Source organism: Paenibacillus sp. BK720 (genome assembly GCF_011761545.1).
In the GTDB taxonomy this organism is placed as follows: Bacteria; Bacillota; Bacilli; order Paenibacillales; family Paenibacillaceae; genus Pristimantibacillus.
The window spans coordinates 20,716-34,916 of sequence record NZ_JAASRQ010000013.1 but is presented as its reverse complement, the minus strand read 5'-3'; the positions used below and the strand labels follow the sequence as shown (position 1 = coordinate 34,916).

Sequence of the window (14,201 nt, the reverse complement as noted above, 5' to 3'; positions counted from 1 at the left end):
GCTGCTCCGCTAGCGAGCAGCCTCTATTTGTTTTCAGAAATTTTGATAAGTTACAAAATTCGACATTAATATGTCGAAGAATTGATTATTCTGTCATATTAATTCCCGATCTTCCGTTGAATTTATCTTATTTTGTCAAGTATACTAGAACCATATCATATATTGGAAATTACGCATGACTAGGTCTTTGGAAAGAGAAGGAGGATAGAATTTTGAGGAAAATAAGGCTCAGCATCGCACAGAAACTAATTACTGCATTGGGAGTTCTAATGCTGACGTCTTATTCTTTGTTGGTTTCTTTCTATCTCACCAAGCTCTATCATAACAGTCTGGAGAAGGGCGAACTGCTCGCGCAAAAGCAATCTATCCAATATATCGACCAATTCACCGCATCTATTAATACAAGCCTAGCATCTCTTACTACGGTAAGGGATGCTTTGCTTCAAATGCGCTCGGATGGCGTGCAGAGCCGTTCTTATGCCGTGCATATGCTCGAAACCGTCGTTCGCAACAATCCGGATTTGATTGGCTGCTATACGGTGTGGGAGCCGGATGCCTTTGATCGGCAGGATGCGAAGAACCGCATGGCGAGCAGCTACGATGACGAGACAGGGCGCTTTGTGCCTTATGTCGTGCGAACCAATAACGGACTTGAAGCCATACCGACCGTTGATTACAACATGCTGAACGGGGACGGGGATTTTTACCAGGTCGTCAAGCAATCGAGGAAATTCACCTTGTTTGATCCTTACCCCTACAATCTGAACGGCAAGGATATTGTCGTTACTTCCTTTATTCTGCCGATTCTCGAGAACGGACGGTTTCTCGGAATTGTCGGCGGCGATATTTCGCTCCAGACGGTACAGGACAAGATTCGCAGCATCCGGCCGCTCGGCGGCCATGCCAGCATCATTACGTCCAATAACTACTATCTGGCTAACGGCGCCTATCCGGACCTTGTCATGAAGCCGTATGAGATGTGGGAGGGCGGAGACTCCATTAACGACTATAAGAAGAGCTTCTCCACCATTCAATACACGCCTGACAGGCATGCAGACGGGCAAATGCTCCGGATACTGATTCCGATTCGGATTCAGGATTTTACGTGGCATTTCGAAATGGTGATCCCAAAGAGCAACATGCTGACGCAGTATTACTCGTCGTTATGGAGTTCGATTCTGATCGCTGCCGCAACGGTTATCCTGATGTCTCTGCTGGCATGGTTGATGCTTAAGAAAATTGTTCTGGGAAATATAAAAAAGGTGATTCAGGTTACCTCGGCCGTTGCGATCGGCAACGAAAAGCTGAAGCTCGATATCCGGTCGAACGACGAGTTCGAGACGATGGCCAATCACTTTAACCGGATGGTTGATTTCCGCAAGGAAGCCGAGCATCTGATCCAGCATCAGGCGACCCATGATCTGGTTACCGGGTTCCCCAACCGTTACGGTTATTCGCGCTATGCGGAGACGATAACGGGCAGCAACGGTCAATTTGCCTTGCTGTATATCGATTTGGACCGGTTTAAAATTATTAACGAGACGCTGGATTATACGATGGGGGATATGCTGCTGAAGCAGGTCGGCAATCGGATCTTTGAAGTAACGGGTCAGGCCGGCCGGGTATTCCGGTTTGGCGGCGACGAATTTGTCGTGCTTTTGGATGAAATCAGCTACCTCGGACAAGCAATGGCGGTTGCGGCGCGGATTTTGAGCGTTATTGCGGAGCCCATCAAGATGAAGGGAAGACTCTTCTACCTGACCGCAAGCATCGGGATGAGCGTTCAACAGGAATGGACGCCAGGTACCGGCGACCGTCTGGTGAAGGAATCGGATATCGCCCTGTACGTGGCGAAGAAGCAGCGCAATACGTACAAGCTGTATTCCCCGATGATGAACAATGTTCCGACCAAAGAGCTTATATTGGAGAACAGTATGTTCGAAGCGCTGGAGTCCAACCAGTTCATGCTTCATTATCAGCCGAAGCTGGAGATTGGAACGGGCCGTATTCACGGGGTTGAAGCGCTGCTGCGCTGGAAGCATCCGGAGTTTGGCATGGTGTCGCCGCTCGAATTTATTCCGATAGCCGAGAAGACGGGCTTTATTATTCTGCTCGGGGAATGGGTGTTAAGGACGGCCTGCCGGCAGGCGAAGCAGTGGGAGCGGATGGGGCTTGATTCGATACTCGTCAGCGTAAATATGTCCATGCTCCAATTCCAGCAGCAGGACATTGTAGCCGGCATCAAGTCGATTATTGAGGAGGCTGGTGTCCGTCCGGAGCAAATCGAGCTGGAGCTCACCGAGTCGATCTTTATGGAAAATCCGGAGCATACGCTGCGAATTCTGCATGAGCTGCAAGCGCTTGGTTTAAAGCTGTCGCTTGATGATTTCGGTACGGGCTATTCCTCCTTGAGCTACCTGCAGAACATTCCGATTCATTATTTGAAGCTGGATAAATCGTTTATCCGGGGAATCGTGACGGATATCCGAAAGCAGATGATTTTCAAATCGATCATTGTAATTGCGCATAATCTCAATATGAAGGTGGTCACGGAAGGCGTGGAGACGGCGGAGGAGCTGCAGATTATAAAAGAGCATAATTGCGATCTGATGCAGGGCTATCTGTTCAGTCCGCCGGTTACGCCGGAACGCTTCGTTGAATTGTTCCGGTCGGACAAATGCCCGGAAGAATAAACGCTTAAAGGAAAAGGCGCTCCCCCGTCACGAAGACGGAGGAGCGCCTTTGATATGGTTAGATCGTCCATTGGGAATGGACGATGGCAATTAGGTACCAGGCGCCGTTATGCTCCTCGAGGACCAGGATCAGGCTTTCCCAATCCATGCCGCTAAGCTCCGGATCGAATCCGCTGAAATAATAATCAAAGTAGGTGCTGCCCGGATAGATCTCCTCAATATTGACAAGCATATTGCCTTTGCCGAGTATTTCGTTACGCTTGACCTTATCGGCCTCCGCGAAGTTTTGATCATAGACGAATTTATTGAAATAATCGCGGAACGCTAGGCTGATCGGTTCGCCCGAGCCGTCGTAGCTTCCCCATGTATATAGCTTCGGATCGTCCCAAGCGGGCAGCTCGCCGGCCTTGAAGGTCAAGGCGGCGTCCTTTTCGATATGACCGTATGGAGAGAACAATAGTCCCTTCTCGGGATGAATATAGCCGGACAGCTTCTCAAGGTCGTGCTGCTTTATGGCGTTGATCACAGCTTTGGCCGCTTCTTCCGCCGTTGCCGTCGGCGTCGAAGTTGGAGTTGGCGCAGGCGTAGATGCAGGCGTAGGTGTAGGTTCGGCCGACAGCAAATTATCATTACCTCCTAGACCCAAGCATCCGCCAAGTACCAGCATGACGGCCAAAATACTCAATAGACGCCACATAAGCCTCACTCCATTTTCAGCGTATTTTATTTTATCTTACCTGTTTTCTTATCCTATTAAACGGAAATCCAACCGGGATGTTGCATCTGCCGTTTGTTTTCCGCTATTGTACGGCTTTTGTTTAGGACAAGGGCTTGGGGCGGTCCTTCATGTACGCGGTTGGCGTTTTGCCGGTCTCGCGTTTGAAGATGCGCTGGAAGTAAGACAGGTCGCGGTAGCCGACGGATTCCGAAATTTCCCCTACCGTAAGATTGGAATCCACGAGGAGATAGATTGCTTTTTTCACCCTCGCTTTATGGACGTATTCGCTTATGGTCTGTCCGGTAACCCGCCGGAAAAGCGTAGCCGCGTAATTCGGACTTTTGTGAATATGCTCGCCAAGCTCCTCTTTCGTAATTTTCTGCTGATAGTAGTTCATGATATAGCTTTTCATCCGTTCGACCTGCTGATGGGCGGCGGACGTAGCCGGTCCCTCGTCAAGCTCCCTGTTCCAGAGGGCCAGGCATTCGTACAAGATCGCAAGGCCAAGCACATCGGCATACAAATGCTTCTCCGTCCATTCGTTATGCATGGTCTTGATCCGCTCCAGAATCAACTCATACGCGCCGGTTCTCGCTTTCACCCAATGATTGTTCTGCAGGAGAGGGAGCGGCGGAGTATCCGCGGTAAATTCAATGACATACTTCTCATGAAACACGGTAGGCACACATTTGCCATAGTAAGATTGGCAAGCCGGGATATATAATAGATCGCCTTTTTCTAAAATAATTTTCTCGTTCCCGACCCAGTATACCACCTTGCCGTAACTCGCCAATACAAGCGTGGATACGCCCTCCGGGCGATTGCCATTGTCGAACCAGTCGGTGCCTCTGTCTTGTCTGATTTGCTGCAGGGTAAGCATCTAGAACGATGTCCTCCAATTCCGTTGTGTACTATATTTCTATAAGAGTACTATATTTCATGGTCGATTGGGAAGAAACGAGCTACAATAAGGTTATTCTTGTTTACCACAAATACAGACTTGTACAACCAGGAGGAATCAGCGACATTATGCGCAAGACGAAAATTGTTTGCACCATGGGACCTGCATGCGAATCGACGGAAGTATTGATTGACATGATTAAAGCGGGGATGAACGTTGCCCGTTTGAATATGGCACACGGAGAGCTGGAGGATCATGCGGCGCGTATTGCGCGTATTCGCGAAGCTGCTGCGGCTACGAATAGCATAGTTGCGATTTTGCTTGATATTAAAGGTCCGGAAGTGCGGATCGGCAAGCTGGAGGAGGCTTCTTACCTGCTGAAGGTTGGGGAGAAGCTGACGCTGACTACGGAAGAGATTATCGGTAACGGCGAACGTATTCACGTGAACTATGCGGAGCTGCCGCTAGTCGTGAATCCAGGCAATAAAATTTTACTCGACGACGGTCTTATCGAACTGGAAGTTGTGTCGGTGGACGGAACGGAAATCGAGTGCTTGATTCTGAACGGCGGCGTCATTAAAGCAAGAAAAGGCGTCAACCTGCCGGGCATCCGCACAACGCTTCCCGGCGTAACGGAACGCGACATCCGCCACATCCAATTCGGCATCGAGCAGCAGATTGATATCATCGCTCCTTCCTTTGTGAGAAGAGCGGAGGATATTTTGCAAATCCGCGAGCTGCTTCATGACGGCGGCGCAGGGCATATTCAAATTATCTCGAAGATCGAGAATGAAGAGGGCGTTAATAACCTGGATTCGATCATCGAAGCTTCGGACGGCATTATGGTTGCCCGCGGCGACCTTGGCGTAGAGGTGCCGGCTTGGGACGTGCCGATGATCCAGCGCGAAATGATCGCGAAATGTAACACGGCGGGCAAAGTGGTTATTGTTGCGACGCAAATGCTGGATTCGATGCAGGTTAACCCTCGTCCATCCCGCGCGGAAGTAAGCGACGTGGCGAACGCCGTCCTCCAAGGCACGGACGCGATTATGCTGTCGGGCGAGACGGCTGCCGGCAAATATCCGGTAGAATCGGTCAGCATGATGGCTTCGATCGCGGTGAAGGCCGAATCCATGATGGATTACTTCGATGAGTTCCAGCAGCGCAGAGGCGCTCAACCAACCACGATTACGGAAGTTATCAGTCAAGCGGTCGTAAGCTCGTCTCTCGAGCTGAACGCGAAAGCGATCGTGACCCCAACGGAGAGTGGCTTCACGGCACGCATGGTATCGAAATACCGTCCGAAATCGCCAATCATTGCGGTTGCTTCGGATGAGAAGGTTCTGCCTCGCCTGGCTGTTATGTGGGGAGTTATCCCTGTTAAGGGCGGCCGGCCTAATTCGACGGACGATATTTTTGAATCGGCCTTAACAAACGGCGGCAGCACGGGCCTTCTGGAGAAGGGCGACTACGTTGTTATTACGGCGGGTACGCCAACAGGCAAAGCAGGCGCTACCAATCTTGTGAAGATTGCTCAATACGGCCTATAATAGATCGATATAAAGCGTTACATGTAGATTTGCAGTAAATACCGTTTAAGACACAACAAGCCCCTTCCCGGCCGGGAAGGGGCTTGTTGTATATCCGCTTAGGCGTTGCTTACGGGAGTTGCTGCAGGGATTGGGGGTTCGCCGGCAGTCTCGCGGGTCTCGCTTGGAGCTTCATCTGTTTGCTCAGCCGATTCCTCTGCGGCTGCGGATGCAACCGCCGAATGCTCCTGAACCGTATCTTCTTCTGCGCTTGCCGCAGCCGCTTCCGCCGCTGCTTGAGCGGCTTTCTTCTTGCGGTGTCTTTTTCGGAAGAACAGAAACAAGACGATTAGCGGGACGGCGATAGCGAACAAATAATACGATGCGTTATGTACCATCTTTTCGGCCGCTTGGCCATAGAAGTAAATCAGTCCGCCGACCAAATAAAACTTTGCCGCTCTGCCCACTGCCGCGTACATAATAAGGCGCCACAAAGGAAAGTTCAGCGCGCCCGACAAAATCGTAAACACTTTGAATGGAATGGGGGTAAAAGAACCGATCAGTACTGCGGTGTCTCCATTCTTCTGGAACATGTTCGTAGCGGATTCGATCCATTCCTTTTTGAGGATTTTGTACAGAATGGAATTACCCAATAATTTGCCGATCATATAGCCGATAGGGGTGCCTATCAAACAACCGATATATCCTACGGTAGCCAGCATAAACGCGTCATGCGGATTTACGAGGCTTAATGGAACCTGGAGGAATAAGGCCGGTATTGGAAAGATGATTGCATCAATCATGGAATGAACGAACAAACCCCAGGGGCCAAATTTCATTAGGAAGTCTACAATTTCTTGGAGCATGAAAATGGCACACACCTCTCTACGCATGGAAAGCCGTAGTTAATTATACGATAGTTTAGGACTTAGGTTTCACTTTTTTTCTGGTCACGCAAGAATGATAAGTAAATTCCTTTATTTTCGACGCCTTCTCCTGCCTCGATTTTGTATCTCCGTTACGCTTGATACCTTTTATGTTCAGATGGTGTTAAATACATGTTAGTTTATTTAACAATATTATCTACTAGAAATTCTCAAGTGTTCAGGAAAAATAAAGAAAAACCTAGATATATGCTGATGATAACGCTTAAATGGTGCTAAATGAGGTTTGTTAATATATGTAACATAAAATAGACTTATAGATGTTCGACATAAATAGATAGAATAGGGAGGAAGACAAATCATGACAAACGTTGTAAGAGGTGTGTTGGGTAAAAGGTTTATTGTACTGCTTTTGCTGCTTTCCATGGCGGCAGGGACGGTTGGGATCGTTGTTTCGAGAAACTTGGCGAATGCTGCCGAACCCGTGCAGCTCCCAACGTTCAACATTCCGCCGGTCTCTGCTGAATTCGAAGCTTCGGAAAAGCCGAATGTTCTTGTCATTGCTACCGGAGGCACGATTGCGGGAGCGGCAAGAAACGGCGACAAAACAAACTTCCAGAACTATGCCGCGGGTACATATACGATGGCGGACATGGTAGCTCAGCTGCCGGTGCATAAGACCGCGGACGTATCGACTTTCCAGTTCGGCAATAAAGGCTCAGGCAGTTATACGATAAAAGATTTATATGATCTCTCCCTGGCGGTTGATACCGCTCTTGCGGACTATGACAGCGTAGTCGTTACGACGGGGACCGACACGATGGAGGAAATTGCTTATTTCCTAGACCTGACGGTCCGCAGCGAAAAGCCCGTAGTCGTTACGGGTGCTATGAGACCTTGGGACGTTATCGGAACGGATGCTCCGGCAAACCTGTACCAAGCGATCAAGGTAGCAAGCAGCAATAAAACAAAATGGTTTGGCACCGTGTTGATGCTTAACGACGTAATTTACGCGGCTCGCGAAGTGACCAAGACGAACGCGCATCGTCTGGATACGTTTGATGCCCCGATGTTTGGCGCCCTTGGCTATGTGGACGATCCGGCTGTTCGGATTTATCGCGCGCCTGCCAGAGCGATTAAAGCCGGCACGGAACAATGGGCAACCCCGTTTGATCTGAAAACGATCTCCAAAGACAGCCTTCCCATTGTGGAAATTGCGTACAGCTACCAAGAAGCAGGCGGCGGCGCGATCCGCGGATTCGTGGAAGACGGCGCGAAAGGGATTGTAACAGCGGGAACCGGCGCCGGCGGCATCTCCTCCAAGATGAGTCAGGCGCGTTCGGCAGCTATTCAACAAGGCGTAGTATTTGTTACGACTACTCGGACAGGCTCCGGTACGATGTACGACAGCGGAACGGGCGCAACGATCGGCGGGGATAACCTGAATGCGGCGCATGCCCGCATGCTGCTTCTGCTGTCCTTGGCGTTCACAAGCGACCTGCCGACTATTCATTCCTGGTTCCAATCGTTTGGTACGGGAGATGTTGAAATTTCGGTTGACGAAAATACGGTATTGAAAACATCGGTTGAAGAAGAAGCGGAAGAGCCGGTGGTAGAGGTGCCTGCATCGGAAGAGCCTTCGGTTGAACCTTCGGCAGAGCCATCCGCCGAGCCCGTTGTGACGGAGCCGGTAGAAACCGCGCCTGCGGTAGAAGAGCCTGTTGGCGCGCATTAAACAGGAACCGTACACGAAGGGAGGGTAACCGGATATGACTGTCATCGGCAATAATCGAATGCTGCGGAGATTTCTCTCTCCTCTCCTGATCCTAGCGCTGCTCTCCGGATTTATGGGGTATGCGCGAGCGGCGGAAGAAGCAGCTCCACAGCTTCCCACTTTTGATATCCCCGCCTTATCGGCGGAGTCTGCGGCATCGCCGCTTCCCAATATTATGGTTGTGGCAACCGGAGGTACTATCGCGGGAGCGGCATCGCGCGGGGATAAAACAAATTTCCAGAACTATGCGGCCGGCACGTACAAAATGGCGGATATGGTCGCGCAGCTTCCAAGCCATAAAAATGCCGACGTATCGACTTTCCAGTTCGGCAATAAAGGTTCGGGCGGCTATTCGATGAAGGATCTGTACGATTTGTCTCTGGCCGTCGATCAGGCTCTTTCGGTTTACGACGGAGTAGTCGTAACAACAGGCACGGACACGATGGAGGAAATCGCGTATTTCCTTGATTTGACGGTGCGCAGCGAGAAGCCGGTTGTAGTGACAGGGGCTATGCGGCCATGGGATGTTATCGGAACGGACGGTCCGGCTAACCTTTATCAAGCGATTAAGGTAGCGGCCAGCAATAAGACCAAATGGTACGGAACGGTTATTATGCTCAACGATGTCATCCAGGCGGCGCGCGAAGTAACCAAGTCGAATGCCCATCGCCTCGATACCTTTGATACTCCGATGTTTGGAGCGCTTGGGTATGTCGATGATCCAGCCGTTCGGATGTACCGACTGAATGCCCGGGCTCTGAAAGCGGGAACGCCGGAATGGTCGACTCCGTTTGATCTGCGGACGATATCGAAGGATGATCTGCCGCTAGTCGAGATTGCCTACAGCTATCAGGAAGCGGGCGGCGGCGCGATTCGCGCGCTGGTGGAAGACGGTGCCAAAGGGATTGTCACCGCCGGAACCGGAGCGGGCGGCATTTCCTCGAAGATGAGCCAGGCGCGCAGCGCGGCGATTCAGAAGGGCGTAATCTTTGTTACGACAACCCGGACAGGCTCCGGCACGATGAGCGGCAGCGGCAACGGAATTATTGCCGGGGATAACCTGAATCCGCAGCATGCTCGCATGATGCTTCTGCTTTCACTGGCCTTTTCAAATGATTTTAATACGATAAAAGATTGGTTCGAGACCGTAGGCGCGCAGGATATCGTAATGGATGATCCGGCTCCTCCGGTGTGGCCGGCTAATGCGGCGCTTGTCTCGGATACGCAGACGACGGACAGCATTGCTTTAAGCTGGCCTCAGGCTGCCGATTCTACCCGCGTGGCTGGTTACGCCATCTATCAAGGTTCGGAAGAGACGCCAATCGCCAAGGTAGCTTCCTCGGCTAGAACGTATATAGCAAAAGGTCTTTCTTCCAATACGTCTTATACCTTTACGGTCAAAGCCTTTGACGATAAAGGAAATGAGAGCGTTGGCCTCACCGGTTCGTTCAAGACGGGCTCATCCGGCTCAGGCTCCGGCTCAGGCGGCGGAACAGGTACTCCTCCGGGCAGCAACGAGCTTATCGTTCCGCCTGGCGGCTCCGGCGAGCTGAGCGTCTTTGACAACAGTCTTACGGTGAAGGTGCCAAGCGGAGCGTCCAAGGAGCAGCTTATCGTTTCCATTCAAAAGCTGACGCAGGCCGGCGGCCTTATCGATGCGGATGATGTGCTGCTGTCCTCCATATTCGAAGTGCTCAAAAACCAAGCGGGCAACTTCCTGGTTCCGGTAACGTTGACCTTCAAATTTGATGCTTCGTTAGTGAAGGAAGGCAAAAAGCCTTCGGTCTTCTATTATGATGAGACGAAAAAGCAATGGGTGGAAATGGGCGGAACGGTTAACGGAAGCACGATCTCCGTGCCAACCGACCATTTCACGAAGTTTGCCGTATTTGCGGTAGACGCGGATCCGGCGGCACCGGACTTCTCCGATATCGCGGGACACTGGGCAGCAGCTTCAATCCGCGCCGCGGTAGCAGCCGGTATCGTCAACGGCTACAGCGACGGCACCTTTAAGCCGGAGCTTACCGTAACCCGCGAAGAGTTTATTGCGATGCTGATGCGCGCGCTTAAGTCGGAAGAGCCAGGAGCGGACTTGACCTTCAAGGATAACGGTTCAATCGGCGCATGGGCGAAAGCAGCCGTAGCGCAAGCGGTCGCCGCAGGAATTACAAGCGGTTATCCGGACGGAACGTTTAAGCCGGGCAACAAGATCAGCCGCACCGAGATGGTCGCGATGATCGCGAAGGCTCTGAAGCTGACAACGGGGGAAAATGCCGCAACGAGCTTCTCCGACAATGCCGATATCCCGGCATGGGCGAGGGGCGCGGTGAACGCGGTGGCGGACAAAGGCATTATCCAGGGCCGTCTGAACAACCGTTTTGTTCCCGCGGGAACGGCAACGAGAGCGGAAGCCATTACGGTTATCATGAAGCTGCTCGATGCCAAATAAGATGAGATAAAAGCTGCTCCGCATGGCTCGACATGGCCCTAGCGGAGCAGCTTTTTGATTATTTTTCATACAAGCTCCGGCTTGTCAAACTAGTCCGCATAATTGGCCAAGTCCCTTCATAGACATGTTACCAGTGGGAAAAACATTGTGAAGAGGGGATGATTGTAATGCGTCGCATGACATGGGCAGCGGCAATCTTGTTAGTGTTTTCACTCGTTCTTAGCGCATGCGGGAAGAAGGACGCCGAGTCCGTGGTCAAGGAGCTCGACAAGGTTGTAAGCAACATGGAGAGCTACCAAGGGACAGGCACGATGAAGCTTCATACGGGGCAGCAGGAGCTGACTTACAACGTTGAAGTTTCTTACCAGAAGCCCCATTATTACCGTATTAAATTGACGAATGCAGAGAAGGATATTACGCAAATTGTTCTGCGCAACGATGACGGCGTGTTTGTCCTTACGCCGCGTCTGAACAAAGTGTTCCGCTTCCAAAGCGACTGGCCGCAAAATCAAGGGCAGGTATATCTCTATCAAACGCTGATTCAAAGCATTTTGACGGACAACTCGCGCCAGTTCGCGGTTGACGATAAATCCTACGTCTTTGATGTCATGGCCAACTATAATAACGGCACGCTTGCCAGACAAAAAATTTGGCTGAACAAATCGGATTACAAGCCGGTTCAGGTTCAAGTCAGCGACGCAAATGCTTCCGTGATGGTGCAAGTCGACTTTACGAGCTTCGAATTTGGTCCAAGCTTTGACAAAACGACGTTCGAGACGGAAGCAAACATGCAGTCTTCGCCTTCGAGCGGAGGCACCAGCGATCAGCCGACACTCGCCGATCCGGATCAAACGGATGTGAACGGCAGCGCAAACGAAACTTCCGGGGACGGCAACAGCAAGGATGCCGTAACGCCGGATAAATCCACCGAATCGAAAGACGACAGCAAGGCTGACGGCAAAACGGACGATAAAGCAACAAAAGACGACGACAAGAACGCGGCGGCGGAAGACGAAGAGGATGCGGACGATACGGCAGCCAACCCGCAGGCGGATGCGGCAGCCGATCTCCAGGTTATGGTTCCGACGGACCTCCCGGAAGGCGTCGTTATGAAGGATAGCATGGATATCGTATTCGGCGGCTTGCCTGGCGTTGTATCCCGCTATACGGGAACTTACGACTTCTCGCTGATTCAGACCCAGCCTAAAGATATGGCAGCAACTTATTCGGGAGGCACCTTCCTTGATCTCGGATTCACGATTGGCGAGCTGACCGGCGGAGACGATCAGAAGACGCTTACTTGGATCGTGGACGGCACTGAGCTTCGTCTGACAAGCAGCACGCTTCCTGAGACGGAAATGATCCGAATTGCCCAATCCGTTCAAGCGGATACGACCAAATAAGATACTGCTAGGTTAGAGCGGACGAATTTTTTTTCCAAGACGTGCTATCCGATTAAGGCCGCCATTTCATTGACAGCCCAAGCGACAACGTATAACATTAATCCTATTGATGTTTACAGTTGCTCGGGATTGCTCGGGGCTGCCGAATGAGGAGAAGGTGAACCGACTTGGAATCGTATTATCGCCCGACAAGGGTAGAAATTTCGCTTGATGCGCTGAACCGCAACCTGCAAGCGTTCCGCAGCGCTATGCCTGAAGGGCGATTGCTGATGGCTTCGGTCAAAGCGAACGCGTACGGGCATGGCGCAGTGGAAATCGCCCGCGAGGCAGAGCGGTTCGGCGTTGATTATTTGGGCGTAGCCTTTCTGGATGAGGCGCTGCAGCTTCGGGAAGCCGGGATCGCGACGCCGATTCTTGTGCTTGGATTTGTCCCGGCAGCTGCGCTGGCTATCGCGCGCGACAAGGATATAACCGTCGCGTTGTTCCGCGAGGATATATTGACGGCGGCGGCGGCTCTTCCTCTTCACGCCGATGGAAAGAAGCTGAAAGTCCACATTAAGATCGATTCCGGAATGGGGCGGCTTGGGATAATCGGCAAGGATGAGGCGATTGCTTTTATCCGCAAAGCGCTGGATGTTCCGCAGCTGGAGGTAGAGGGCCTGTTCACTCACTACGCCAAAGCGGACGAGACGGACAAGAGCTATACCCGCCAGCAGTATGAGCGCTTTCACGCTGTTGCGGAGTATGTGCGCAGCCATCGGCTGCCGATCCGTATCCTTCATGCCGCGAACAGCGCAGCGGGTATTGATACGCCGGAATACGGCGGCGACATGGTTCGCCTTGGCATCAGCATGTACGGTCTTTATCCTTCGGATGAAGTAAGCCGCGAGCGGATCAAGCTTGAACCGGTGCTTTCGCTCAAGACGGAAGTCGTCATGGTGAAGAAGACCCCTCCGGGCTGGGGAATCAGTTACGGCACCCGGTATGTGACCAGCCAGGAAGAATGCATTGGCACGCTGCCTATCGGATATGCCGACGGTTTCAGCCGGATGCTGAGCGGCAAGGCCCATGTGCTTGTACGGGGAGTAAAGGTGCCTGTGCGGGGGACGATCTGCATGGACCAGTGCATGATTGCTTTGGATCCCGCGGTAGCGGATGCAGCTGTTGAGCCGGGCGAGGAAGTTGTGCTGATCGGACGGCAAGGCGGGGAAGAGATATCCGCGGAGGAGCTTGCTTTGCAGCTTGGAACGATCAACTATGAGGTAACCTGCATGCTTGCGGCCCGCGTGCCCCGCGTCTACGTAAGAGACGGACAGGTGGCAGCGGTATCGAATCCGCTCGTTTTAGGTTAGGAATTATTTACTAATCGCAACTTTTCGCGAAAAATAGAGGATTTCCGTTGTCGATCGCGAATTAGTTAAGACAATTTGGATATGCACGGAGATGCAGTAAATTCATGCAGCATATTTGATATACGCATAACATAGCTATGATAAAGTATAGTGACAGCGATTTAATGCAATAATGAATATTAATGGTTTTGGAAAAGTTTTGGGGGTGCTAGTTCGGTGGCCAATATGCAGAACACCAAGAGGATCATGATCAGCTTGCCGGATCAATTGCTGGAGGAGGTCGACGGCATCGTCGCCAAGGAAAATTCCAACCGCAGCGAGTTTATTCGGCAGGCCATGAAGCTGTATCTTGTGGAACGAAAAAAACGGCAGATCCGTGAGTCCATGCAGCGTGGGTATCTGGAAATGGCGAAGATCAACTTGAACATGGCCTCCGAAGCTTTTCAAGCGGAGGAAGAAGCCGATCATACGTTAGGCCGTCTCGTAAGCGGGGTGTAG

General features: G+C 51.6%; 10 protein-coding genes. 7 read left to right on the top strand and 3 right to left on the bottom strand.

The features are described from left to right. Window positions 1-269: 269 nt before the first annotated feature. Window positions 270-2,693 (top strand): EAL domain-containing protein, encoded by a 2,424-nt coding sequence (locus FHT67_RS29005; RefSeq protein ID WP_167202085.1) that lies wholly within the window; start codon window positions 270-272, stop codon window positions 2,691-2,693. Window positions 2,694-2,751: 58 nt separating this feature from the next. Here the strand turns inward: FHT67_RS29005 and FHT67_RS29000 are convergent, their stop codons facing one another. Together FHT67_RS29000 and FHT67_RS28995 are read right to left on the bottom strand one after the other, a co-directional pair. Beyond that, on the bottom strand, window positions 2,752-3,390 hold the full coding sequence (locus FHT67_RS29000; protein ID WP_167202084.1) for a hypothetical protein: 639 nt from the start codon (window positions 3,388-3,390) through the stop codon (window positions 2,752-2,754). 121 nt (window positions 3,391-3,511) lie between these two features. Continuing rightward, window positions 3,512-4,291 carry an AraC family transcriptional regulator gene (locus tag FHT67_RS28995; protein WP_167202083.1) on the bottom strand — a complete coding sequence of 260 codons (780 nt, stop codon included), beginning with the start codon at window positions 4,289-4,291 and terminating at the stop codon, window positions 3,512-3,514. Window positions 4,292-4,440: 149 nt separating this feature from the next. On the opposite strand from FHT67_RS28995, the gene pyk reads away from it, so the two are divergent. Beyond that, on the top strand, window positions 4,441-5,862 hold the full coding sequence (gene pyk / locus FHT67_RS28990; RefSeq protein WP_167202082.1) for a pyruvate kinase: 1,422 nt from the start codon (window positions 4,441-4,443) through the stop codon (window positions 5,860-5,862). Window positions 5,863-5,960: 98 nt separating this feature from the next. On the opposite strand, the gene FHT67_RS28985 is transcribed toward pyk, so the two are convergent. Next, on the bottom strand, window positions 5,961-6,707 hold the full coding sequence (locus FHT67_RS28985; protein ID WP_167202081.1) for a YqaA family protein: 747 nt from the start codon (window positions 6,705-6,707) through the stop codon (window positions 5,961-5,963). A 379-nt stretch (window positions 6,708-7,086) separates the two neighbouring features. Between FHT67_RS28985 and FHT67_RS28980 the strand changes: the two genes are divergently transcribed. From FHT67_RS28980 to FHT67_RS28960, 5 genes are all read left to right on the top strand, one after another. Continuing rightward, complete coding sequence (locus FHT67_RS28980; protein ID WP_167202080.1) at window positions 7,087-8,460, top strand: asparaginase; 1,374 nt, start codon at window positions 7,087-7,089, stop codon at window positions 8,458-8,460. Between the two features lie 34 nt (window positions 8,461-8,494). Further along, window positions 8,495-10,948, top strand: a complete 2,454-nt coding sequence (locus tag FHT67_RS30590; RefSeq protein ID WP_167202079.1) for an asparaginase domain-containing protein — start codon at window positions 8,495-8,497, stop codon at window positions 10,946-10,948. Between the two features lie 167 nt (window positions 10,949-11,115). Then, a complete protein-coding gene (locus tag FHT67_RS28970; RefSeq protein ID WP_167202078.1) occupies window positions 11,116-12,351 on the top strand; it encodes a LolA family protein in 1,236 nt (411 codons plus the stop codon). A 167-nt stretch (window positions 12,352-12,518) separates the two neighbouring features. After that, window positions 12,519-13,703, top strand: coding sequence for an alanine racemase (alr, locus tag FHT67_RS28965; RefSeq protein ID WP_167202077.1), 1,185 nt, complete (start codon window positions 12,519-12,521; stop codon window positions 13,701-13,703). 216 nt (window positions 13,704-13,919) lie between these two features. After that, a complete protein-coding gene (locus FHT67_RS28960; RefSeq protein ID WP_041613299.1) occupies window positions 13,920-14,201 on the top strand; it encodes a CopG family ribbon-helix-helix protein in 282 nt (93 codons plus the stop codon).